The organism is Streptomyces sp. H27-D2 (assembly GCF_035828615.1).
Lineage (GTDB): Bacteria > Actinomycetota > Actinomycetes > Streptomycetales > Streptomycetaceae > Streptomyces.
This window is the reverse complement of sequence record NZ_JAYMZR010000057.1, coordinates 1-23,720: the sequence shown is the minus strand read 5'-3', so window position 1 is coordinate 23,720 and position 23,720 is coordinate 1. Positions and strand designations below refer to the sequence as shown.

Genomic DNA, 23,720 nt, shown 5'->3' with positions numbered 1-23,720 from the left:
TGCACGACCCTCACCCTGCGGGATCAGCTCCGTCAAGAGGGCGGATGGGGCGCTTTGGAGCACGGCCGTCGTCGCAGTTGAGAACCGCTGTGGCCTCCGAATCGAAAAGCCAGAAGTCGGGAACACCCGCGAGAGGGTTCGGCTGCTCAGTCGTGTCGAAATGAAAAACTCCTCGCGACCGGATCAGCGACATCAATGAGTGCCCGCCCCGGTACGCGAAGGGTTCCAAAGGAGCGGCGGCCCGCGCGGGCGATCCTCCGCTCCCGCACCGACCGCCCGTGTGACCGGACCTCAGACCGTGCCGCCCGCCCAGTCGAAGGTGATGTGCTTGCTCGACTGGCCTTCCCGGCTCCACTGGAACCCGAAGGCGTCGGCCTGGTCGGCGGTCGCCCGGCCCCACGTGGCGACCTGGCCCGGCCCCGTTTCGGAACCCGGGAGGTTGCTCGACTGGACGCGTGCGCCCTCCGGTGTCGTCGGCCCGGTGAGGGCCTCGGCCCTCGCCTCGACGCGGCCCGGAATCCTGGCCGACCAGGACGCGAGGTCGTCGTCGACCTCGATCTCGATCGGGGCGAACTCCATGCCCCGCATCTCCGCGCCCATCATCGCGGTCATCTCGGCGGGCCAGCTGCCGGCCTCACCACTGAAGATCATCTGCAGGGCCCCGCGCTGGGTGTCGTCGGCGCGTTCGTCGAGGAAGACCGCCGCGTACGAGTCGGAGTGCTCGGCCCACACGTTGCCGACGAAGGAACCGAGCATCAGGACGTTGAGGCCGTCCAGTTGTACGTCACCGTAGGCACCCTCGCGTATGTGCCAGGCGAGGACGCCGTCGCAATCGCCGAATGTGGGCAGCTGGGCGAAAGAGCATGGGCACGGCACATTGCACTTGCAGGTGTCGAACCAATCCCCGGTGACGTGCCACTTCGGAATGACCGCCGTCGTCGTCTCGGACATCACCGCACCTCCTCACGGCCCAGCGCCCGGACGGGCAGCCGGGAAATGGGTTCTGCGGCCACGAGGAAGCGCCCGGTCGCACGGGCCTTCACATCCATCGTGCACCCTCCGCCACACGGATGCCAGGCGGATCACGCCTCCCTGTGCTGTCCTGAAGCGGGAGGTGCCGACATCATGCGACACCAGCGGATCACCCCCTCGTCCCCGCTGCGCCCCGGCAACCTGCTCCCGGCGCGCGCCCTGGTCATCGCCTGGTGCCTCATGGCGCTGATCGCCCTTCTCGCATGGCTCCTGACGATCGGGCAGGCCCGGGACATGGGCGTCGAACCGGGCACGATGGGCATGAGCCTGCCGATCTTCCTGCCGCTCTGGCTGGTCATGATGATCGCCATGATGCTGCCGTCCGTCGCACCGGTGGCCATCACCTGGGTACGCGGTATCAGCCGCCAGTCCACTGGCGCGGCCCGAGCCGGCCGGATCGCCCAGTTCACCGGCGGCTACCTGGTCGCCTGGACGGCTTTCGGGCTCCTCGTGTACGCGGCGCTGACGGCGACCGGTCGCCTGGTGGACGACCACACCGGCGCTGCGCGCTGGATCGGCGCCGGCGCGTTCCTGCTCGCCGGGCTCTACCAATTCGGCCCCCTCAAGCACATCTGCCTGCGCCACTGCCGCAGCCCCATGGGTCAGCTCCTGCGCTACGCGAGCTTCCGGCCCTGGGCCCGCGACCTCCGCGTCGGTGCCCACCACGGCCTCTTCTGCGTCGGCTGCTGCTGGGGCCTCATGCTGGTTCTCATCCCGCTCGGCGTCATGAACATCGCGGCGATGGCCGCCCTGGCAGCGGTGATCTTCGCCGAGAAACTCTGGCGCTGGGGCCCCCGCCTCTCGACGGCAGTCGGCCTCGCGTTCGTCGTCCTCGCCGCCCTGGCGCCATTCCAGCCCTGGCTGCTGCCGGGGCTGGAACACTCCGGCGCCCCGATGGAACCGATGGGCTGACCGGACCAGGCGTCCGAAGCGCGTCCTCGATGGCGCCACCAAGTCCAGCGCAGGTGGCAACGGAGTTCAGCCCGCGAGTCCGGCTCGCGCGCGCAAGGCCCCTGCCGGTGCACTTGGAGTGCACCGGCAGGGGCCCTTCCTGCTCACGTCCGTGGCCGCGCCCGCGTCGCCGGCCGATCAGTCGACCGTGACCTTCTCGTCGTTCTTCAGCTCCGACATCAGCTGCTTGACCTTCGGCATGTCCCACTTGAGTCCAGTGCCGACGTTCCCGTTGATCGGCATGTTCATCTGCTTGCCGTCGCCGCCCGTGACGCCCTTCATCGCCCAGAACATCGAGGCGACGTTCCACAGGCTGGTGTCGTCGTCGACGATCAGCGTGTCCAGGCCCGCGCCCATCGTCGGGTAGAGCTTGAAGGGGTTCAGGACGGTTGAGGGGGTCGCGGTCTGGGAGGCCAGCGCGGAGAGGAACTTCTGCTGGTTCTTGGTGCGGCCCAGGTCGCCCGCGGCCTCGGCGTAGCGGTTGCGGACGAAGGCGAGGGCCTGTTTGCCGTCCAGGGTCTGGTTGCCCTTTTTGAAGTCCGCGCCGGAGTTCTTGTCCTTGACGTCCTTGGGGATGTACAGATCGACGCCGCCGACCGCGTCGACGATCTTCGCGAAGCCGCCGAAGCCGATCTCCGCGTAGTGGTCGATCTTCAGGCCGGTGTTGTACTCGACGGTGCGGACCAGCAGCGGGGCGCCGTCCATCGCGTAGGCCGCGTTGAGCTTGTTCTGGGTGGCGGGGAACGCCTTGCCGGACTCCGAGCCGTGGAAGGCCGGGATGGTGACGTAGGAGTCGCGGGGCAGGCTGACCATGGTGGTCCCGTTGTCACCGGTGTGCAGGATCATCATCGAGTCGGTGCGCTTGCCCTCGGCGGAGCCCGTGTGCAGGTCCTTCTTCTGCTCGTCGGACATGCCCTCGCGGCTGTCGGAGCCCACGATCAGGTAGTTCGTGCCCTCGCCGGCGCCCGGACGGTCCTCGACCTTGCTGAGGTCCACCTCGCGGCGCAGCTTGCCGTCGGCCCAGAAGTAGGTGCCGATGGAGACCGCGAGGAAGACGATGACCAGCGTGATCGCGCCGATCTTGATCCGGCGTCCCCAGTTGGGCGCGCCGCCACGCCGGCCGCCGGTGCCGTCGCCGCGGCCGTACGAGCCGTCGCCGCCCTGCTGGGCGTCGCCGCCGCCGTAGACCTGGCCGGTGTTGTAGCCGCCGCCCTGGTTGCCGTTGTCATGGTCGTTGTACCCGTCGTAGCCCTGGGCCTGGTTCGGCGAGGCTGCGCGGGGGGACATCTGCGGGGGGAGCGGCGGCTCGGCGCCGGCGCTGCCGCGTCCGTAGGCATCCCTGCCGCCGCTGTTCCTGCCCTGAGGCCAATCGTTCATGGCTTAAGTCTGCCTGGTCGGGGCGGTCCCCTCACAGGGCGGATGCCGGATCGGCCCGAGGCTGTAGCAGAGCTGATGCAAAGCGCTCCGGTCGGAGTCGTATGAGATCCACGCATATCGTGGATGACATGACTGATCAGCCCCAGGCTCCGGAAGCGACCCTTCCGGGCAAGCCGACCTCCGCTGCCCGCACCACGCTTTCGCACATCATGACGGCGCACGACACCAACCTGCTCGGCACCGTGCACGGCGGCGTGATCATGAAGCTGGTGGACGACGCCGCGGGCGCGGTGGCCGGGCGGCACTCGGGCGGGCCCGCGGTGACCGCTTCGATGGACGAGATGGTCTTTCTGGAGCCGGTCCGCGTCGGCGATCTGGTGCATGTCAGGGCGCAGTGCAACTGGACCGGTCGCAGCTCGATGGAGATCGGCGTGCGGGTGATGGCCGAGCGCTGGAACGAGTCCACACCCGCCAGCCAGGTCGGCAGCGCCTATCTGGTCTTCGCGGCGGTCGACGAGGAGGGCAAGCCCCGGACCGTGCCGCCGGTGATCCCGGAGAGCGAGCGGGACAAGCGGCGCTACCAGGAGGCCCAGATCCGGCGAACGCACCGGCTGGCGCGCCGCCGGGCCATCAAGGAGCTGCGCGACCGGCGGGCCGCCGAGGGCATCAACGAGTGAGTGGGGGAGTGGGGGAGTGAGCGCCGGGTCGGCCGCTTGGGCCGGCGTTGGCGGCCGGTTCCGCGCCGGTGCCGTCGGCCGCGATGGGCCGCCCGCACCGTCGGCGACCTATCGCGCTCCGCAGTCTTCGGGAGGAGACTGGAGGCAGCCGGAGATTTCCGATGTTTCGGACTTTTCTGGGTTCTTCGGGTTCATGCAGCAAACCTGCGATGGAGGAGTCATGACGGCAACGACGCACAAGAGCACGGCGACGACGCGCGACGACACTCCTGTCGTGATGGAAGGCGGTGGGGTGGAACTGCGCGTGAAGGACGTCGGCGGCGGCATGAGCGCCGCGTTCATCCGATTCCCCAAGGGCACGAATATGGCGCCGGCCCTCAAGGGCCTGCCCGGCGATGAGTGTCGGTGCCCCCACTGGGGCTACCTGTTCAAGGGCCGGCTGAAGATGGCCACGAAGGCCGGGGACGAGATCTACGAGGCGGGGCAGGCCTTCTACTGGGCGCCCGGCCACGCTCCGGAAGCCCTTGAGGACTGCGAGTATCTGGACTTCTCGCCGGCGCGGGAGTTCGACGAAGTGGTCGCGCACATCAAGGCGCAGATGGGTTGATTACCCGCCCGACGGGATGTGGTGAGCTGCCGCGGTCGAGCGCTGACCGTACGGCGCGCGCGGTCGAGCGCCCACCGTACGGCGCGCCGACGCGCTACCCGCAGACCACCTCGTCGCCCGTGATCGCCGGGAACTTCTCGTCCCCGGAGCCCGTGCCCTCCCCGCGCACCTGCCGTACGCCCCTGTAGTCCGTGCCCAGCGTCACCCGCATCGTCGGGCCCCGCGGCGCCACCGGCTTCAGCACGGCGCCCGGCAGCGCGGCGGCCAGCGACTTCACGGAGCGGTCCCAGCGCGGGTCGTACTCGATGACCGTGCGCCGCAGCGCGGCGGCCGGGGAAGCGTCGGGGGCGGGCGCGGCCGGAGCTTCGGGGGCCGGGGCTGCCGCCGCGCCGCCGGGGGAGCCGGTGGTGGTGAAGCCGGTGGCGCGCAGCGCCCGGTCCGCCTTGCCGCCCAGGCCCGCCGTGCCGGTGCCGTTGTCGACCTGGACCCGGATATCCCCAGGGGCCACGGCCACCACCGTCGCACGCTGGTGAGGGGAGCGGTGGACGGCGAGCGGCCGGTCCTCGCGGACGGCCCGGAACAGCTTCTCGGCCTTGGCCGCGTCCCACTTCACGGTCGAGCCGGCGGCCGGGACGTTGAAGTCGATGTTCGAGACCGGCACCGAGGTGAATTCGGAGGAGGCCGCCGAGAAGCCGCGCATGGCCTGGCCCAGGGCGGCCATCTCGTCGCTGCCGAAGCCGTGGTCGGCGCGTACGGAGCCGAGCAGGGTGGCGGCGACCTGGTTGAACTTGACCGGGTTGAGCAGCACGCCCGAGCTGGTCACCTTGTGGATGAGCGCGGCCAGGAAGCGCTGCTGGCGGTGCATCCGGCCCAGGTCGGAGCCGGCGTCGATGTGCCGGGAGCGTACGTACTGGAGCGCTTGGCCGCCGTCCAGCCTGCTGGTGCCGACCGGCAGGTTCAGTCCGGTGTAGGCGTCCTTCAGGGGCCACGCGGTGCAGACCTGGACCCCGCCGACCGAGTCGACGGTCTTCATGAAGCTGGTGAAGTCCACTTCGAGGTAGTGGTCGATGTGGATCCGGGTCATGTGCTCCACAGTGCGCAGCGTGAGCTGGGGGCCGCCCTCGGCGTACGCCGCGTTGAGCTTGACCGGGTGTGGACCGTGCCGCTTGCCCGAGATCCTGTCGGTGTGCGCGGGCATCTCGGCGTAGGAGTCGCGGGGGAGGCTGATCACACTCGCGCGCCCGCGGTCCGCCGACAGGTGCACGACCATGATCGTGTCGGTGCAGTGGCAGGGCTGGCCGCCCAGTCTGTACTTCTGCTTCTCCGCCGCGGTGATCCGGTTCCGGCCGTCGGTGCCGACCAGCAGGAAGTTCGTCCCGTCGGACTCCTTGGGGCGGTCGGTGAGGCCGTGGAAGGGGTCGACGCGGGTGATGGTGGCGTCGAGCCCGGTCACCATCGCGTGTCCGATGCCGCTGGTGGCCAGCACCCCGACGGACGCGGCGCCGGCCAGGCGCAGTCCCCAGCGGCGCTTGCGGCCGCCGGTCCGGTGCGGGGCGGAGCCGCGGGCCGTCGGACGGGCCGGAGAGCGGGGGGAGCGGGCCGATGCGGTCATTTCTCCGGACCTCCGACGGGCTGGCTGCGCGCGGGCTGGGCTGAGCGGGCTGGGCTGCGCGGGCTGGGCTGCGCGGGACCCGCGGTGCGGAACCGCGAGGCGGAACCACGGTCAACATAAGTCCATACGATCTATGACATGTGGCCCCACGCCGCCGGGCGCCGCCACTGCCACCCGGGCGGCGTGCACCGGTGTCCGCCATTGGCGGTAACGTGACCCGCAATGAACGCGATGTCTGAGCAGCAGCTCCCCGCCGTGTCCGTGATCATGCCGGTACTGAACGAGGAGCGGCATCTGCGCTCCTCGGTCCGGCACATCCTGGAGCAGGAGTACGCCGGCGAGCTGGAGGTGGTGATCGCCATCGGCCCGTCCTCGGACCGGACCGAGGAGATCGCCGCCGAGCTCGTCCGCGAGGATCCCCGAGTGCACACCGTGCCGAACCCCACGGGCCGTACGCCCGCCGCGCTCAACGCGGCGATCGAGGCGTCCCGGCACCCAGTGGTGGTGCGGGTGGACGGCCACGGGATGCTCTCCCCGAATTACATCGCGACCGCGGTGCGGCTGCTGGGCGAGACCGGCGCGCAGAACGTCGGCGGCATCATGCACGCCGAGGGCGAGAACGACTGGGAACGCGCCGTCGCCGCCGCCATGACCTCGAAGATCGGCGTCGGCAACGCGGCCTTCCACACCGGCGGCGAGGCGGCCCCCGCCGAGACCGTCTTCCTGGGGGTGTTCCGCCGCGAGGCGCTGGAGCAACAGGGCGGCTACAACGTGGAGTTCGTCCGCGCCCAGGACTGGGAGCTGAACTTCCGCATCCGCGAGGCGGGCGGGCTGATCTGGTTCTCGCCGGAGCTGCTGGTCTCCTACCGGCCGCGCCCGAGCGTGCGCGCGCTGGCCAAGCAGTACAAGGACTACGGCCGTTGGCGTCACGTCGTCGCCCGCTACCACCCCGGTTCGATCAACCTGCGCTACCTCGCGCCGCCGACCGCGGTCGTGGCCATCGCGGCGGGCGTACTGCTGGGCGCGCTGGTCACACCGTGGGCCTTCGTCGTGCCGGCCGGCTATCTCGCGGCCATCGCGGCGGGCTCGGTCCCGGCGGGCGAGGGCCTGCCCCTGAAGGCCCGGTTGCAGATCCCGGTCGCGCTCGCCACCATGCACATGTCGTGGGGCTGGGGCTTTTTGACCAGCCCGCGGGCGCTCGCGAAGAAGGTCATCGCGAGCCGCCGCCCCGCCGTGACACAGCCGGTCAACGGCACGGAGCCGGCCAACGGCTGAGCCCCTCCCGTACCGTCGGCCGGCGCGATCGGCCGGCGCCGGAACCGAGCGCTGAAAACGAACGCCGAAACGGCCGCTCCCGGACCTTCGTCAGGTCGGGAGCGGCCGTTTTGACGTTCCGTTCGAAACGGTGGGGCTCAGCGCGAGCGCGTCGCCATCGTCGTCAGAGAACCCGTCGCACCGTCACCACCGGTAGGGCGCGTACACATCCATGCAGCTCTTCTTGTCGGAGCCGTTGAGGGAGTTCGCGCTCTTCGGGACGCCGCCCTCGTCGGGGGTGGGCTTGTTGAACTCCGAGCCCTCGCGCCAGTCCGCGCCGATGACCAGGGTGACCGAAGCGACCTGGTCGGAGCCCTTCACCGAACTCGTCGGCAGCTTGAGCGCCTTGGCCACGGCCAGCGCGTCGGCGCGGCCCTGCGGGCCGGCCTTGTCCGGGTAAATGAGGGTGGTCTTCTCCGCCGGCTGCGGCGTGAGGTTGGCCGAGGCTTTGCCGAAGCCCTTGTTCACGAGTACGGAGCTGAGCGCGGCGGCGCGGCCGCTCACCGGCGACTGGCTCTCCCCGGCGGTCCCGTTGACGACGCTCACCGCGATCGAGCCGGACGGCGACGCGGCGGGCCCCTTCTTCTTGGCGGCCCCACCGCTCTTGCCCGTCTTCTTCTCGCCGTTGGCGTCGAAGGGGACGTCGTCGCGCAGCATCGCCCACACCTTGTCGGCGTCCGTGGCGTCCGCCACCAGGTGGTTGCGGTCCTGCGGGTCCTCGGCGGTCGGCATCGTGCTCATCGTGATGCGGTCGGTCGGCACGCTCTTGAGCTGCATGGCCACGTCGAAGAGCTTCTTCACCGAGCCGATCTCCTCGGAGACCTGCAAGGACTTGGTGGCCGCCTCGGCGAGGTCGGTCAGCCGACCGCTGTCGGTGAAGACGTTCTGCGCCTTCAACTCGCGGATCATCGCGTTCATGTACATGTGCTGCGCCTGTGCGCGGCCGAGGTCGCTGAAGAAGGCGTGCCGGGTGCGCAGCCACTGCAGGGCGGTCTCGCCCTGAATCTTCTGCGGGCCCTTCTTGAGCTTGAGGCCGGAGCCGCCCCCGCTCGGTACGCCCGGCAGCGGCCGGTCCCAGACGTTCTGTTTGGTGCAGACCTCGACGCCGCCGACCGCGTCGGCCATCTTCACCACGCCCGCGAAGTCCACCATCATCCAGTGGTCGATGTAGACGCCGGTGAGGTTCTGCCAGGTGGCCAGCGTGCAGCCGGGGCCGCCGCGGGCCAGCGTCGTGTTGATGATGGCGTTGCCGGCCGGGTACTTCCTGCCGGTCTTGGCGTCGGCGCAGTCGGGGATCTCGACCCGGGTGTCGCGCGGGATGCTCACGACCGAGGTGCTCTTCCGGTCGGCCGAGACGTGCAGCAGCATCTGCACGTCGGCGAGCGGCTTGGCGCCGACGCTGTCCTTGCTGCCGCCGAGCTTGAGGTTCTCCTTGGTGTTCCGGCTGTCGGAGCCGATCATCAGGATGTTGAGCGGCGTCTGGCCGTGCGCGTTGGGCTCGGGTTTGTCGGGGTCCGACTCGTTGCCGCTGCGCGCGCCTTTGCGGAGGTTGCCGTTGAGGTGCTGGTAGTAGAGGTAGCCGGCGCCGGCCGTGCCGAGGATCAGCACCGCGAGGGCCCCCGCCGACCAGCGCATTATCCGGCCCTTGGTCTTCCGGCCGCTGCCGCCGGCACCGCTCTTCCCGCTGCTCTTCCCACCGCTCCCGGCCGCGGGCCCGCGGCGTCTGTCGCTCTCGCCGTCGCCCCCGCCGTCCGGTTCGCCGCCGTAGAGCGTGTCGTCCCAGCCGAGATCCAGGGCGCCGGGGGCGCCGCCTCGGCGCGCCCTCTCCCCACGAACATTGCTTTGCCGCATCGGGCCCTCCCCGTTTACTTCATTGGTGATCCGGCCCGATGGACGGGCGTTCCGCGTGGATGGGCGTTCTGCTTGGCCTACTTGGCGCAGACGCTCTTTTCCGCCCCGACCTTCTGCAACCCCTCCGGCGCCTTGGTCGGTGCGGAGACGGGCTCGCCGGGCCCCTTGAAGTCCTTGCCGAGGGTGAGAGTCATCTCGGCCAGCGGCGCGGCGTCCTTCTTCCCCTGCTTCATCGCGGAGGCGGGCAGCCCCATCAGGTCGGCGAGCCGCCGGGCCTGGTCGGCCTGGTTGGGCGCGTACTCCAGGCTCGTCTTGCCCAGTTCGCCGGGGGCGTTGCCGCCGTTGCTGGAGCGGAGCATGTCTTCCTGGTTCTGCATCCAGTCCAGGGTCTTCTGGGCCGCGCCGAACTGCCCGCTGCCGTTGAGCACCTTGACCCGGACGTCGGCGGCGTCGGCCTTGGGGCCCTTGAGCCTGGCGGCCTGGGCGGCCTTCTGCTTCTTCTTGGCCTCGGTGAGCGAGTTGTCGGCCCGCAGCATCGCGAAGAGGTCCTCGGCGGGCTCCTCGTTGAGCACGACCGTCGCCTTGACCTTCTCGGTCGGGTTGTCGATCACGGGGACCGTCGCGAAGGTGATCCGCTTGATGTTGACCTGGCCGAGGTCCTTGCCCAAGTCGCTGAGCCGCTTGATGGTCCCGATCCCGGTGTCGACCGTCAGCGCGTCGGTCGCCGCGTTCGCCAGCTTGAACAGCTTGGTGGGGCTGGTCAGCGTGTCGTTGGACTTCATCTTGCGCATCATCGAGCTGAGGAACTGCTGTTGCAGTTCGATCCGGCTCAAGTCGCCGCCGAGACCGACCGAGTGGCGGGTCCGTACGAAGGCGAGGGCGTCGTCGCCCTGCACGTTGTGGCGGCCCTTGGCGAGCTTGAGGTGCGAGTCGGGGTCGTCGATGTCCTTGGCGAGGCAGACGTCGACGCCGCCCACCGCGGACGAGAGCGTCTTGACGGCGTTGAAGTCGGCCATCATGAAATGGTCGACCTTGAGGCCGGTCAGGTCCTTGACCGTACGCATCGTGCAGCCGGGGTCGCGGCCACCCTGGCCGAGGCTGGTGTTGAAGCGGACATCGGACTCGCCCGGGACGACCTTCGTCGAGCCGTCCTTCTGCTTGGTCGGGCAGTCGGGGACATCGGTGACCAGGTCGCGGGGGATGCTCAACGCGGTCGCGTTGGAGCGGTCCTTGGAGACGTGGAAGAGGATCGTGGTGTCCGCGTGGCCGACGCTCTCCGCGTCGCCGAAGCCCTTGCCCTGGCCCTTCCGGGTGTCGGTGCCCAGCACCAGGATGTTGACCGGCCCGTCGCTGGTGGCGCTGCCGCTGCCGGCGCCGCCGATGTCGACCGTATTGATGTTGCCGTTGAAGTGCTGGTAGAGGAAGTACGCCCCGGTGCAGCCCGAAACGAGCACGAAGCCCATGACGCCGGAGGTCCAGTACAGGACCTTCTTCTTGCCGGACTTCTTCGGCTTGGGCTTGCGTCGGCTCGCGCTCGCGCTCGCCGAAACGGCCCGGCGGCTGCGCTGCTCGGGCACGCCGCGACGGCTCTCGGCGCGGCCTTCCGCACGGCCCTCGCCACGGCCCTCGGCCTTGCCCTCGTCCCGGCTCTCCGCACTCCGTTCGCGACGGCTCGTGCCATCGCCTTCAGCGCGCCGGCCCGTACCGCTGCCCGCACCGCGACGGGCGCGTGGCGCGTCTGTCGCTTCGGACGCCTGTTCGGCGTCGTTGGAGGCTCTGCGCAGCTTTCGCCGAGAAGGCGCCGCCTGTCCACCGGCGGTGTCGAGTCGCAGTTCATAGTTGCCGGTGTCCGGGTCCAACACCCACTGATCAGCGGGATCGATGTCGCCCGCCTGCCCACGGCCTTGCGCGTCCACGGTCGCCTGAATCCTCCGTCAGTGCCACGCGGCGCCTCCCCCTCAAGACGCTCGGCATGTCGGTTATGCACGTTCTGAGCTGCCCGGTCATCCTGTCGGGGCTGACTGGATCGCTCACACTATCCGCCCAGTTCAGGGGCACGCGACGCCGGTGACACATTCCACTCCCCTACAACTGGGCATTCCGCTCAATCCCTTCGAGTTAATGACTGTACCTTTTGTCCGCCTTTTGGCCGCACATGTCATGGTCTGCTGTGGTTCCGCGATAGGACGGCGTCGGGCTGCCGCTCGGACTGTTCGGACCGGACGAGGTCTCGTCCATCCCCTTCTCGGCCTTTTCTGCCGACCGGCTGTCGGAGACCGCTTCGTCGGTGCTGCCGTCGGTGCTGCGGTCGCTGCCGTCGCTGCCGCCGGGCTTCTTCTTGTCCTTCCCGGCGTCCGCCCGCACGGTGACCGGCCGGTCGTCCCGCAGCCGCTTGAACAGCTTGTCGGCGGCGGGCTGCACCAACTCGTCGCGGTTGGGGTCGTTCGCGTTGGGCTGCCGGGGCACGGTCAGGAACCGAATCTGGTCCGAGGGGATGCCGCGCATCCCGCGCACCAGGTTGTAGAGGTCCTTGAGGGTGTCCAGGCCCTCGTCGGTGGTGAGCGAGGAGGTCGCGGCGTCCAGCACCGGGTAGAGCTTCGCCGGGTTCAGCAGCACCCCGTCGCTCTGCACCTTCTTCACCAGCGCGCCCAGGAACTCCTGTTGCCGGTCCATCCGCTCGGTGTCACTGCCGTCGCCGATGCTGTAGCGGGCCCGGACGTAGCCCAAGGCGTCCTCGCCGCGCAGCACTTGCCGCCCCGCGGGCAGGTCGAGATGGGCTTCCTTGTCCTTGATCGGCTCCGCCAGGCAGAGATCGACGCCGTCCACCGCGTTGACGATCTTCTTGAAGCCGTTGAAGTCCACGATCATGTGGTGGTCGACGCGCACGCCGGTCATCTGCTCGACCGTACGGATCGTGCAGGCGGCCCCCGCGAACTCGAACGCCCAGTTGAACTGCGCGCTCTGCGGCTTCGAGCGGCTGCCGTCCGACTTCCGGCAGGCCGGGATGCCCGTCACCAGGTCGCGCGGGATGCTCATGCCGGTCGCGCTGCGCCGGTCGGCGGCGACGTGCAGCAGGATCGTGGTGTCCGAGCGCTGGGTGCCGCTGTCCCGGCCGTACTTGCCGTTGCCGCCGCCGCGGTTGTCCGAGCCGATGAGCAGGATGTTCTGCGCGTCGTGCACTATCGCGGGCGGTCGCTCGGCCTCGTAGCGCTTGAGTTCGCTGGTGGTGGCGGAGTCGGTCCTGATGTTGCCGTCGAGCTTCTTGTAGAGGTACCAGCCCGCGCCGGCCGCTCCCAGCACCACCACTGAGGTGCCGAGCGCCACCCACCGCAGCCACCGGCGCCGCGGCGTCGGCAGCGGCTGCGGGGGGACGTTCGGTTCGCCTGGCGTGCCTGGGCTGTCGGTCACGTCTGCGTCCATCCCTTACGGAGTCGACGGCGTCCTACCGGGCTAGGCCCGCCGGTCGTGGGGATAGACGGACGAACCGCGCTGTTGGTTGTGCGTTGCGTCGATCATCGCGCGAGGAAGCCGCTCGGGCGCGGGGGCCGGGCCCGCTGTGGGCCGGACGGGTGGCGACCGCCTCAGCCGGCCGCGGCGGTCGCCACAGCGCTTACCCGCTCGCTCTCCCGGCGCTTGTCGAGGCCCTCGGGGGCCAGCCGGTCGAGGTTGCGGCACAGCACGACGGAGCCGTCGGCGGCGAGCGGCGCCAGCAGCCCGGCCGACAGTCCCTCCCAGGTGTCGTACGAGAGCCCCGAGAGCAGCCGGGAGCCGCGCTCCAGGCCGCGGGCCGACGCGTCGGCGCGGGCCCGCTCGACGGCCTGCGCCGCCGTCAGGTCGCCGTCGGTCCCCGCGACGCGCAGCGCGGGCGCGCCCGGGTCGACCGGGGCGTACGGAGCGAAGCGGTCGCCCTGGGCGGGCGCCTCGACCGCGTAGTCGATGAAGCCCGCCGGCGGCTGCGCGAAGCGCACCCCGAGCGGCCGCAGGCTCAGCGCCACCCGCTCGCCGGAGCAGCCGAGCGCCGCCTCCAGCGTGTCCGGGCCGCTGACCACGAGGTCGGCGGCGGCCGGGTCGCCGCCCACGTCGGCGATGACGCCGGTGGACGAGCAGGCGAGCAGCCAGACGGCGGACTGCCAGTGCGCGGGGAGCAGCAGTGCGAGCCGGTCGCCGGGCTCGGCGCCGAGGTCGCCCTGGAGCAGGTTGGCTGTCTTCGCCACCCAATTGGCGAAGGTGGCCACGGATAGTTCCACGCGCTCGCCGGAGGCGTCGTCGTAGAAGGTCACGAGGGGGCGGGCAGGCTCCGCGGCGAGCGCGGATCGCAGCAGGTCGGCGAAGGTGCGATCGGTGGCGTTCATCCGCGCAAGGGTACGTCGCGGGGTGTCGGCCGAGAGTGTCGCGGGAGAGCCGTCCGGGTGGTTCGCGGGATGCCGCGACCGCTGTTCGGCGACTGTCCGTCATCTTACGAATAGACAGATTTGTACCTTGCGTTCACGATCTGGAACATGCGCATATTTCTCGCAACCTCGATCGGCGCCGCCTGCACGACGGCCCTGATGCTCCCCTTCGTGCTCCCGCTGGGCGCGACCGCGTCCGCACCCCACGCCGCCGGCTCCGCACCCCGGCCGGGCAGCACCCAGTCGCTGCCGCTCGCCCCCTCGGAGCGGACGGCGACCGGGCGCCCCGACTCGGCCGGACGGAACCTGCCGGCCCGCGACGTCAAGCCGTACTCGCTGGTCGGCGTGGTCTGGAAGGACGCCGCCGCGGACCTGCACGCCCGGGTCCAGGTACGGAACCGGCCGACCGGCGGCGCGGCCTGGTCGCGCTGGCAGGACGTACAGGCCCACAACGACGACGCCGCCGACCCGGGCTCGGCCGAGCGCCGGAGCGGACGGGTGCGCGGCAGCACGGCCCCGCTGTGGGTGGGCGACTCGGACGGCGTGGAGCTGCGCGTCAGCCCCGAAGCCTCCGACCGCGGTGCGCACCGGCCGCTGCCCGCCGGCCTGCGGCTGGAACTGGTGAACCCCGGCGGCGCCGGCGGGACGACACCCGCCGCCCCGGCCGAACACGCCGGGCGCGCGGTGCCCGCCCCGCCCCCGCCCCCGCTCGACGAGTGGGGGGACCAGCCGGCGGCGGACCACGCGACGACCGGCGCGACCGGCGAGGGGAGGGAGGGCGAGGCGATGGAGGGCGAGGCGAGGACCGATGAGACGGCGGCCGACGGCGCGCCGCTGCGGCCCGGCCAGAACCCCTACATCGGCGAGCGGCCCGAGATCGTCAGCCGGGCCGGCTGGGGCGCGGACGAGACCCTGCGCGAGCAGACCCTCGGCTACACCCGCACCGTCAAGGCCGCCTTCGTGCACCACAGCGCCACCGGCAACAACTACACCTGTGCGGAGGCCCCGTCCGTCATTCGCGCCATCTACCGCTACCACGTCAAGAGCAGCGGTTGGCGTGACATGGGCTACAACTTCCTCATCGACAAGTGCGGCACGATCTACGAAGGCCGCGCGGGCGGCGTGACCAAGGCGGTGATGGGCGCGCACACTCTCGGTTTCAACACCGACAGCACGGGCATCGCTGCCCTCGGTACGTATACCGACGACGAGCCGCCCGCGGCGGTGCTGACGGCTATCGCCAAGCTCACCGCCTGGAAACTCGGACTGTACGGAGCGAACCCGCGCGGCGTCGTCACCCTGGTCTCGGCGGGCAGCAACAAGTTCGCGAAGGGCGCCAAGGTCCAGCTCAATGTGATCTCCGGACACCGCGACGGCGTCGCCACCGCGTGCCCCGGCGACCGCCTCTACGACCGGATGGGAGCCGCCCGTACGGCGTCCGCCCGCTTGCAGGGCCGCTGACCTCCGCGATCAGGGCCGCTGACCTCCTGAGGTCTGCATACACTGGCCGCCGGCCTTTCCCCGGCCACCGGCCGCGGAACCCCGCCGGCCCCTAGGGCCTGTTCCGGGTTCCGGCTGGGCTCGCGGAACAGGCCCTAGCAGGAAGCAGAGACGACACGGTGACAGAAGCGATCCTCCTGGTCGGGGGCAAGGGAACCCGGCTGCGCCCCCTTACGGTGCACACGCCCAAGCCGATGGTTCCGGCCGCCGGAGTCCCTTTCCTCACGCACCAGCTGGCCCGCGCCCGCGCCGCCGGCATCGATCACATCGTGCTCGCCACTTCCTATCTGGCCGAGGTCTTCGAACCGCACTTCGGCGACGGGTCCGCGCTGGGCCTGCACCTGGAGTACGTGACCGAGGACGAGCCGCTCGGCACCGGCGGCGCGATCCGCAACGTCGCCCCGCTGCTGCGCTCCGCCCCCGACGAGCCGGTCCTGATCTTCAACGGCGACATCCTGACCGGCCTCGACATCGCGGCCCTGGTGCGCACCCACGAGTCGTCCGGCGCGGACGTCTCGCTGCACCTCACCCGGGTCGAGGACCCGCGGGCCTTCGGGCTCGTGCCCACCGACGCGAACGGCCGGGTCAGCGCCTTCCTGGAGAAGCCGCAGACGCCCGAGGAGATCGTCACCGACCAGATAAACGCCGGCGCGTACGTCTTCAACCGCTCCGTCATCGACACCATCCCCACCGGCCGCCCGGTCTCCGTCGAACGCGAGACATTCCCCGGCCTGCTGGCCTCGGGAGCGCACCTCCAGGGCATGGTCGACTCCACGTACTGGCTGGACCTCGGCACCCCGCAGGCCTTCATCCGCGGCTCCGCCGACCTCGTCCTGGGCCGCGCCCCTTCCCCGGCCGTGCCGGGCCGCTGCGGCGACCGGCTGGTCATGGAGAGCGCGGAGGTCGCCGCCGACGCCAAGCTGACCGGCGGCACGGTCATCGGCGCGGGCGCGCGGGTCGGCGCGGGCGCGCGGATCGACGGCAGCGCGGTGCTGGACGGCGCGGTCGTCGAGGCGGGCGCGCAGCTGCACGACTCACTGGTCGGCGCCGGGGCCCGGATCGGCGCCCGTACGGTGCTGCACGGCGCGGTGATCGGCGACGGCGCGGTGGTCGGCGCGGACAACGAACTCCGCGACGGCGTCCGGATCTGGTGCGGCGCGCGGCTCCCGGACGCGGCGGTGCGGTTCTCCTCGGACCAGTAGGCCGAGCAGGTCGGGTAGGCGTCGGGTAGGCGTCGAGCAAGCACTGACGTGAGCGGGGGCGCTGAGGGTCGCGGGGGGCCGCCGTCGCCGGTGGTTACCCTGGCAGGATGGCCGCCATCCGCTCATGGTCCCCGACGGGACCGTACGACCTCGGACGCAACCTGGGCGTCCTGCGGCGCGGCCCCGGCGACCCCGCGTACCGCGTTACGCCCGACGGCTCCGTCTGGCGCGCCAGCCGCACCCCCGCGGGACCCGGCACGATCCGGCTGACCCCGGGCGGCGGCGGGGTCTCGGCCGAGGCGTGGGGGCCCGGCGCGCAGTGGCTGCTGGACGGCCTCCCGGCACTGCTGGGCGGGGACGACGACCCGGCGGCCTTCACACCCCGCCACCGCCTGGTGCACGAGGCGCACCGCCGCAACCCCGGCCTGCGGCTCATCCGCACCGGGCTGGTGCTCGAATCGCTGATCCCGTCGATTCTGGAGCAGAAGGTCACCAGCGACGAGGCGTACCGGGCCTGGCGGCTGCTGCTCAGCCGGCACGGCGAGCCCGCTCCCGGCCCCGCTCCCGGACCGGGCGGACCCGACGAGCGGATGCGGGTGATGCCCAGCGCGCGCGGCTGGGCGCTGATCCCGTCCTGGGAGTGGCACAGGGCGGGCGTCGACGGAAAGCGGTCGGCGGCGATCGTGCGGGCCGCCCGCGCCGCCGCCCGGATCGAGGAGACGACGGGGATGGACCCGGCCGCCGCGGCGGCCCGGCTTCAGGCCGTACCGGGCGTCGGCCCCTGGACGGCCGCCGAGACGCTCCAGCGCTCCCACGGCGCGCCCGACGCGGTCACAGTCGGCGACCTGCACCTGCCGCGCATCATCGGCTACTCGCTCACCGGGGCGCACCGCACGGACGACGCGACGATGCTGGAACTGCTGACGCCGTACGAGGGCCAGCGGCACCGCGCCACCCGGCTGATCCTGCTCCGGGGCAGCGCACCGCCGCGCCGGGCCCCGCGCTACGCGGTGAACGACATCCGGGGCTTGTGAGTCTCACCGACTCTCACCGACTCTCACCAAGTCGCACCCATGGGAGCCGAAAACCCGCGCCCCCGGGCGCGCGCCGCACCCTCGCGCGCCCCCGCCGGCAACGGGCACTGACCCTCGGGCGCTGACCCTCGCTCACCGAAGCTCGCTCACCGAACCTCGATGAACGCCTCCACGTCCCGAGCCGGCCGGTCCTTCGGCGGAGCCGCCGGGTAGCCGACCGAGACCGCTCCCATCGGGTCCCAGCCGCCGGGCAGCCCGAGCACCTCGCGCACCACCTCGCGGCAGAACATCGTCGAGGACACCCACGCCGAGCCCAGCCCCTCGCCGGCCAGCGCGACCAGCAGGTTCTGCACGCCCGCGCCCGCCGCGACCACGAACATCTCGCGCTCGGCGGTGTTCCGCCGGGCGTCCGGGTACGTGTGCGCGCCGTCCGCGACCAGGCACGGCACCACGAGGTACGGCGCCCGGCGCAGCACCTCGCCGCGGCGGACCCGCTTGGCGACGCTCTCCTCGGTGAACCCGTCGGCCCGCAGGTCCGTGATCCAGGTGTCCCGCATCGCGTCGAGCAGCCGCTCCCGCGAGTCCTGGGACTCCAGCAGGACGAACCGCCACGGGGTGGTGTGGTGCGGCGCGGGAGCGGTGACGGCCGCGGCGACCGCCCGCCGCACGGCGCCCGCGTCGACCGGGTCGTCGGTGAAGTCGCGGACCGTACGGCGCAGCGTGACCGCCTCGCGTACGGCCTCCGAGGTGCCGAGCCGGAACATGTCGCTCCCGGCGCTGCGCACCATGGGCCGCGCGCCGCTGCCGGCGGGGTCCTCGGCGTCGCCCACGATGTGCGGCAGCCCGCGGACGACCGCGACGGGGAGGCCGTCGGCCTTGCCCTTCACCAGGTCGCCGGCGGCGGCGAGTTCGTCGGCGGTCGCGACGACGGTCATGCCCAGCGCCTTGCCGTGGTCGTCCAGGCCGCCGCGCAGGTCGTCGAGGACCCGTACGCCGGCCGCGCCGATCGCGACGTCGGTCAGCCCGTTGCGCCAGGGGCGGCCGAAGGTGTCGGTCACGATGACGCCGACGTCCACGCCGAGCGTTTCGCGCAGCCCGGCGCGGATGGTCCGCGCCGAGGCGTCGGAGTCCTCGGGGAGCAACAGCACGGTGCCGGACGGGGTGTTGGAGGCGTCCACGCCGGCCGCGGCCATCACGAACCCGTGCCGGGTCTCGACGATCCGGGTCGGCCCGCGCCGGGCGACGACCCGTACGGCCTCGGCGTCTATGGCCGCCTCGCGGTCGGCGGCCTCGACGGAGCGGCCCTCGGTCTTGCTGACGATCTTGGAGGTGACGACGAGCACGTCGCCGTCCGCGAGTCCCGGCAGCCCGGCGGCGGTGGCCGCCCCGGCGATGAGCTTCGTGAGGTCGTCACCGGCCCGCACCTCGGGCATCCCGGGCAGCGCCCAGACCTGGAAGGCGGGGTAGCCGGGGCGCGCGCCGGACCCGCTCTCGCGCGGGCTCACAGCCGTACCGCCTCGGCGAGCGCGAGGGCCTCGGCGGCCATCCGGGCGGTGGCCGCGACGTCCGTCATCATCAGCGGAATCGCACGGCAGCGGATGCCCGCGGCCTCCACCTCGTCGACGCTGCCCGCGTCCGCGGTGTCGACGAGCCAGCCGTCGAGCAGCCCGGAGCCGTAGTGCTGAGCGACCGCGGCGGCGGTGGTCTCGACGCCGACGGCGGTGAGGACCTTGTCGGCCATCCCGCGCACGGGCGCGCCGCCGACGATGGGGGAGAGGCCGACGACCGGCACGCCCGCGTCGGCGATGGCCTCGCGGATGCCGGGCACCGAGAGGATCGTGCCGATGCTGACGACCGGGTTGGACGGCGGGAAGAGCACGATGTCGGCCGCGGCGATGGCGTCGAGCACGCCAGGGGCGGGCTTGGACTGCTCCGCGCCGACCGGGATGACCGCGTGCGCCGGCACGGAGGCGCGCAGCCGCACCCAGTACTCCTGGAAGTGCACCGCCTTGCGGCCCTCGTCCTCGGTGTCGACGAGCACATGCGTCTCGACCCGGTCGTCCGTCATCGGCAGCAGCCGCACGCCCGGCTGCCAGCGCGCGCACAGCGCTTCGGTGACGGCGCTGAGCGGGTAGCCGGCGCCCAGCATCTGGGTGCGCACGATGTGCGTCGCGAAGTCGCGGTCGCCCAGGCCGAACCACTCGGGTCCGACGCCGTACGCCGCGAGTTCCTCCTTGACCGCGAAGGACTCGTCGGTCCGGCCCCAGCCCTGTTCCTCGTGAATGCCACCGCCGAGCGTGTACATCACGGTGTCGAGGTCGGGGCAGACCTTCAGCCCGAACAGATGGATGTCGTCACCGGTGTTGCCGATGACCGTGATGTCCGCCTCGGGGGCGGCCGACAGAAGGCCGCGGAGGAATCGGGCGCCGCCGATGCCTCCGGCCAGGACCACAATGCGCATGCGGTCAGTCTGTCAGCCCCGGGCCCCTTCGAGGGCGGAGGGTGAGCACTGGGCGGTGTGCATGGCCATCTCGGTCAGGCCGGGGAAGTAGATGTGCAGGCTGACGGCGGGCTCCAGGCTGTCGTTGACCACCTCGTGGACGTAGCCGGGGGCGAACACGCGCTGGGCCGCGCGGCCCAGCGGCTGCCGCGAGCTGCCGGTGCGCTCGGTCAACTCGCCCTGCAGGACCGTCAGCACACCCGAGGAGCCGCCGTGGTCGTGCAGCCCGCTGCCCTGTCCGGGGACCCAGCTGAGCAGCCACACCTCGTAGCCGGGGCCGACGCGCAGCCGGTGGTACCAGCGGGTGGTGGCGTCGTACTCGACGAGCGGGGCCCAGCAGTCCCGGTCGGCCGCGATGGCCTGGGCCAGCCCGGCGAACCCGGCGACGGTGTCGGGGTGGGCGGGAACCGGCGGCAGCAGGTGGGCGATGGCGAGCGGGTCGCCGGCGATCTGGACGTCGCTGTTCATGTGCGGGAATTCCTCGGCAGGAGTGCGGGTGCGCAGGAGTGCGGCGCGCGGAGGCGATGCAGAGATGCGGCAGTGCAGCGGTGACCGGAGCTCAAGCGGGTCGGAGAAACCCGGACGGCGTCGACGGTGTCAACAGCTGGGACAACAACAGCGAGCCTGCGCAGCACGACCGAACCCGTGGACACGGGCGAGGCGGAGCGAAGAGGTCACTGACATGAAACCAAGAAGAGCGGCTCGGCGTCCTCTTGTCAACCTCATGTCCGGTTTGCGGACAATGTTTCACCTCATCCGGTTGCTGTGGGCGGCGAAAGGTTTGTGCATCTCAGGGCGCGGACAGATGGCGCGGTATCCGGACTCGCAAACGTCGGTGCGCGCCTGTGATCGGAATGTGATCCGTTTCGCTCCGGCGCTCGGCTCGCAACGTGATCGACGCTCGCGTCGTCTTCCTTCGTGACGAACGTGCTTCGCGATGCACGTGACGCACGTGTCGCGATGAATGTGACGCACGCGATGAACGTGAAGAAAGGCGGGTCCCAAGGGTGGCAAGTGAGGCCGTTACCGTTTATGGCGATTTGAACACTTTCCGCATAACCTTGGTTCCGCAGAGTGAATAAGAGGCCCAATAGCAGATCTTGGCTTGACTGGCCCGGATCGGCGCACTTGTAATTTCACTCGTGTCGTTCCGCCGGTTCCGGCGACGGCAACACCACGGGGACGCGAAGACAGACGAGGGGCGCACATGACCGAGCTGTTCCAGCAACTGCTGGTCGAGGAGGCGGACGAGGAGCCCGGGTGGCAGGAGCGCGCGCTGTGCGCTCAGACCGATCCCGAATCGTTCTTCCCGGAGAAGGGCGGATCCACCCGCGAGGCCAAAAAGGTCTGCCTCGCCTGCGAGGTCCGTCCCGAGTGCCTTGAGTACGCTCTCGCCAACGACGAGCGGTTCGGCATCTGGGGCGGCCTGTCCGAACGCGAGCGCCGCCGGCTCAAGAAGGCCGCCGTCTGAACACCCGGCGCGGCCGGTTCTTACCCCGGCCGCTCGCAAGCCACAACAATTCAACGCATAGCAAGACGCGTGACGATCGGTCCGCCTCCCGCGGCAGCACTCCGGGAGGCGGACCGCTGTGTACGGACCCGACGCAGCCGGACGGCACACGGACCTGAGCCGTTAGTGTGGGGCCCCGTCCGAGACGCACCAACGCTCCCACGGGGCGCGCGCGTCCACCGCAGTCCAGTACAGCGTTATCCGGGGGCCCCGGCCCACAGCGCCGCCGTCGCGGGCCCCCGAAACCCCGGTCGGAGGGCCCGTACCTCGATGTCCGCGCACAGCCAGCAGGCAGACCCATACCCGGCTGCCACTCCTGAGTTCCCTCGGCACGTCGTCACCGCCGTGCTCGTCTCCCACGACGGCAGCCGGTGGCTCCCCGAGGTGCTCTCCGGGCTCCTCGGCCAGGAGCGACCCGTACAGAACGCCGTCGGCGCCGACACCGGAAGCGCCGACGCGTCCGCCCGGCTGCTCACCGAGTCCTTCGGCGCCGAACGCGTGCTGCACCTCGCCCGCCGCACCGGCTTCGGCACCGCCGTCGAGGAATCGGTCCGCACCGCCGGGGTCCTCACCCCGGAGGAACTGCCGTATCTGAAACGGCCCAGCGGCTGGGACCCGGTCACCCGCTCCTGGCGCGACGACGCCTACGACATGCCCGAACTGCCGCACGGTGAACCCGTGCAGTGGCTCTGGCTGCTGCACGACGACTGCGCGCCCGAACCCGAGGCGCTCACCGAACTGCTGCGGGTCGCCGACTCCACGCCTTCGGCCGCGATCATCGGCCCCAAGCTGCGCGGCTGGTACGACCGCAGACAACTGCTCGAAGTCGGCGTCAGCATCGCGCGCAGCGGACGCCGCTGGACCGGCCTCGACCGGCGCGAGCAGGACCAGGGCCAGCACGACCAGGTGCGGCCCACCCTCTCCGTCTCCACCGCGGGCATGCTCATCCGCCGCGACGTATGGGACGAACTCGGCGGCTTCGACCGACGGCTGCCGCTGATGCGCGACGACGTCGACCTCTGCTGGCGCGCCCAGGCGGCCGGCCACCAGGTCCTCGTCGCACCCGACGCGGTGCTGCGGCACGCCGAGGCGTCCGCCCGCGAGCGCCGCCCCATCGACTGCGCCGGCCGCTCCGCGGTCAACCCGCACCGCGTCGACAAGGCCGGAGCCGTCTACACACTGCTCGCCAACACCCGCGGCGGCGGACTGCCCTACGTCCTGCTGCGGGTCGTGTTCGGCACCCTGCTGCGCACCCTCGCCTACCTGGTCGGCAAAGCCCCCGGCCAGGCGCTCGACGAACTCGCCGGGCTCTTCGGGGTGCTGCTGCGGCCGGGCCGAATCCTCGCCGCCCGCCGACGGCGCGGCAAGCCGACGGGCGACGCGGCCGAGCTGAGGCCGCTCTTCCCGCCGCCCGGCGCGACGGTGCGCGCCACCGTGGAACAGATCGCCGGCCACTTCGGCGGCCGGGCGGACGCGGACGTCGCGGCGGGCAGCCGGCACGGCGTCGTCGAGTCGGGCCCCGGTGATGACGACGCGGATTTTCTCCAGGTCGAACAGTTCGCACGGCTGAAGCGGATCGCGCGTAAGCCAGGACCGGTGCTCTTCCTGGCCCTGCTGCTCATCTCGCTCATCGCCTGCCGCGAACTGCTCGGCTCCGGAGCGCTCTCCGGCGGCGCGCTGCTGCCCGCCCCCGCCGACGTCACCGACCTGTGGTCGCGCTACCTCGACGGCTGGCACCCGGTCGGCGTCGGCGACACCATGTCCGCGCCGCCCTACCTCGCCGTCCTCGCGACGGTCGCCACCGTCTTCCTCGGCAGCACCGGGTTCACCATCACCCTGCTGCTCGTCTGCTCGGTCCCGCTCGCCGGACTCACCGCCTACTTCGCCTCCCGGCCGCTCGTCGAGTCCCGACTGCTGCGCGCCTGGGCGAGCGTGGCCTACGCCTTCCTGCCGGCCGCCACCGGAGCGCTCGCGGGCGGACGGCTCGGCACCGCCGTACTCGCCGTCGTCCTGCCGCTGATGGCACGGGCAGCCGTCGCGGCGTCCTTCCCCCGCGGCAAGCCCGGCGCGCGCGCCGGGAGCGCGCGGCCCAGCTGGCGCGCCGCCTGGGCGTACGCGCTCCTGCTGACCTTCACCACCGTCTTCACCCCGGTCGTGTGGCC

The 23,720-nt window shown here is 71.4% G+C and carries 19 protein-coding genes; 9 read left to right on the top strand and 10 right to left on the bottom strand.

All coding sequences use genetic code 11. The features are described 5' to 3' along the window. Nucleotides 1-291 precede the first annotated feature (291 nt). Nucleotides 292-951, bottom strand: coding sequence for a DUF1326 domain-containing protein (locus QMK28_RS21275; protein WP_326440354.1), 660 nt, complete (start codon nucleotides 949-951; stop codon nucleotides 292-294). A gap of 174 nt (nucleotides 952-1,125) precedes the next feature. Between QMK28_RS21275 and QMK28_RS21270 the strand changes: the two genes are divergently transcribed. Beyond that, nucleotides 1,126-1,944 (top strand): DUF2182 domain-containing protein, encoded by an 819-nt coding sequence (locus QMK28_RS21270; protein ID WP_326440352.1) that lies wholly within the window; start codon nucleotides 1,126-1,128, stop codon nucleotides 1,942-1,944. Between the two features lie 177 nt (nucleotides 1,945-2,121). Here QMK28_RS21270 and QMK28_RS21265 read toward each other — a convergent pair whose 3' ends face one another. Beyond that, entirely contained in the window at nucleotides 2,122-3,360 is a 1,239-nt protein-coding gene (locus tag QMK28_RS21265) for an LCP family protein (RefSeq protein ID WP_326440350.1), read from the bottom strand. 128 nt (nucleotides 3,361-3,488) lie between these two features. On the opposite strand from QMK28_RS21265, the gene QMK28_RS21260 reads away from it, so the two are divergent. Both QMK28_RS21260 and QMK28_RS21255 read left to right on the top strand, forming a co-directional pair. Beyond that, nucleotides 3,489-4,037 (top strand): acyl-CoA thioesterase, encoded by a 549-nt coding sequence (locus tag QMK28_RS21260; RefSeq protein ID WP_326440348.1) that lies wholly within the window; start codon nucleotides 3,489-3,491, stop codon nucleotides 4,035-4,037. Nucleotides 4,038-4,257: 220 nt separating this feature from the next. Next, nucleotides 4,258-4,644 carry a hypothetical protein gene (locus QMK28_RS21255; RefSeq protein WP_326440346.1) on the top strand — a complete coding sequence of 129 codons (387 nt, stop codon included), beginning with the start codon at nucleotides 4,258-4,260 and terminating at the stop codon, nucleotides 4,642-4,644. 94 nt (nucleotides 4,645-4,738) lie between these two features. Here the strand turns inward: QMK28_RS21255 and QMK28_RS21250 are convergent, their stop codons facing one another. Further along, nucleotides 4,739-6,256, bottom strand: a complete 1,518-nt coding sequence (locus QMK28_RS21250) for an LCP family protein (RefSeq protein WP_326440344.1) — start codon at nucleotides 6,254-6,256, stop codon at nucleotides 4,739-4,741. Nucleotides 6,257-6,487: 231 nt separating this feature from the next. On the opposite strand from QMK28_RS21250, the gene QMK28_RS21245 reads away from it, so the two are divergent. Beyond that, a complete protein-coding gene (locus tag QMK28_RS21245; RefSeq protein WP_443050787.1) occupies nucleotides 6,488-7,531 on the top strand; it encodes a glycosyltransferase family 2 protein in 1,044 nt (347 codons plus the stop codon). Between the two features lie 183 nt (nucleotides 7,532-7,714). Here QMK28_RS21245 and QMK28_RS21240 read toward each other — a convergent pair whose 3' ends face one another. The 4 genes from QMK28_RS21240 to QMK28_RS21225 all read right to left on the bottom strand — a co-directional run bounded on the left by QMK28_RS21240 (nucleotide 7,715) and on the right by QMK28_RS21225 (nucleotide 13,773). Continuing rightward, a complete protein-coding gene (locus QMK28_RS21240; RefSeq protein ID WP_326440340.1) occupies nucleotides 7,715-9,421 on the bottom strand; it encodes an LCP family protein in 1,707 nt (568 codons plus the stop codon). 77 nt (nucleotides 9,422-9,498) lie between these two features. Next, nucleotides 9,499-11,337 (bottom strand): LCP family protein, encoded by a 1,839-nt coding sequence (locus QMK28_RS21235; protein WP_326440338.1) that lies wholly within the window; start codon nucleotides 11,335-11,337, stop codon nucleotides 9,499-9,501. Nucleotides 11,338-11,539: 202 nt separating this feature from the next. Beyond that, nucleotides 11,540-12,841: an LCP family protein gene (locus tag QMK28_RS21230; RefSeq protein ID WP_326440336.1), complete on the bottom strand. Its 1,302-nt coding sequence runs from the start codon at nucleotides 12,839-12,841 to the stop codon at nucleotides 11,540-11,542. Nucleotides 12,842-13,002: 161 nt separating this feature from the next. Continuing rightward, nucleotides 13,003-13,773: a TIGR03089 family protein gene (locus tag QMK28_RS21225; protein ID WP_326440334.1), complete on the bottom strand. Its 771-nt coding sequence runs from the start codon at nucleotides 13,771-13,773 to the stop codon at nucleotides 13,003-13,005. A gap of 147 nt (nucleotides 13,774-13,920) precedes the next feature. Between QMK28_RS21225 and QMK28_RS21220 the strand changes: the two genes are divergently transcribed. The 3 genes from QMK28_RS21220 to QMK28_RS21210 all read left to right on the top strand — a co-directional run bounded on the left by QMK28_RS21220 (nucleotide 13,921) and on the right by QMK28_RS21210 (nucleotide 17,548). Then, the gene (locus QMK28_RS21220; RefSeq protein WP_326440332.1) at nucleotides 13,921-15,273 is read left to right on the top strand and encodes a peptidoglycan recognition protein family protein; all 1,353 of its coding nucleotides are present in this window, start codon (nucleotides 13,921-13,923) and stop codon (nucleotides 15,271-15,273) included. A gap of 158 nt (nucleotides 15,274-15,431) precedes the next feature. Further along, nucleotides 15,432-16,514, top strand: coding sequence for a nucleotidyltransferase family protein (locus tag QMK28_RS21215; RefSeq protein WP_326440330.1), 1,083 nt, complete (start codon nucleotides 15,432-15,434; stop codon nucleotides 16,512-16,514). Nucleotides 16,515-16,621: 107 nt separating this feature from the next. Further along, nucleotides 16,622-17,548: a DNA-3-methyladenine glycosylase family protein gene (locus QMK28_RS21210; protein ID WP_326440328.1), complete on the top strand. Its 927-nt coding sequence runs from the start codon at nucleotides 16,622-16,624 to the stop codon at nucleotides 17,546-17,548. 146 nt (nucleotides 17,549-17,694) lie between these two features. Here QMK28_RS21210 and QMK28_RS21205 read toward each other — a convergent pair whose 3' ends face one another. The 3 genes from QMK28_RS21205 to QMK28_RS21195 are packed head-to-tail and all read right to left on the bottom strand — an operon-like array spanning nucleotide 17,695 to nucleotide 20,516. Next, on the bottom strand, nucleotides 17,695-19,053 hold the full coding sequence (locus QMK28_RS21205) for a coenzyme F420-0:L-glutamate ligase (RefSeq protein WP_326440326.1): 1,359 nt from the start codon (nucleotides 19,051-19,053) through the stop codon (nucleotides 17,695-17,697). After that, entirely contained in the window at nucleotides 19,050-20,009 is a 960-nt protein-coding gene (gene cofD / locus QMK28_RS21200; protein ID WP_326440324.1) for a 2-phospho-L-lactate transferase, read from the bottom strand. The genes QMK28_RS21205 and cofD overlap by 4 nt, the downstream gene beginning before the upstream one ends. 12 nt (nucleotides 20,010-20,021) lie before the next feature. Further along, nucleotides 20,022-20,516: a cysteine dioxygenase gene (locus QMK28_RS21195; RefSeq protein WP_326440322.1), complete on the bottom strand. Its 495-nt coding sequence runs from the start codon at nucleotides 20,514-20,516 to the stop codon at nucleotides 20,022-20,024. Nucleotides 20,517-21,255: 739 nt separating this feature from the next. Between QMK28_RS21195 and QMK28_RS21190 the strand changes: the two genes are divergently transcribed. Continuing rightward, on the top strand, nucleotides 21,256-21,519 hold the full coding sequence (locus QMK28_RS21190; RefSeq protein WP_326440320.1) for a WhiB family transcriptional regulator: 264 nt from the start codon (nucleotides 21,256-21,258) through the stop codon (nucleotides 21,517-21,519). Between the two features lie 309 nt (nucleotides 21,520-21,828). Continuing rightward, nucleotides 21,829-23,720 (top strand): glycosyltransferase family 2 protein (locus QMK28_RS21185; protein ID WP_326440318.1); only part of this gene is annotated, 1,892 nt, incomplete at its 3' end.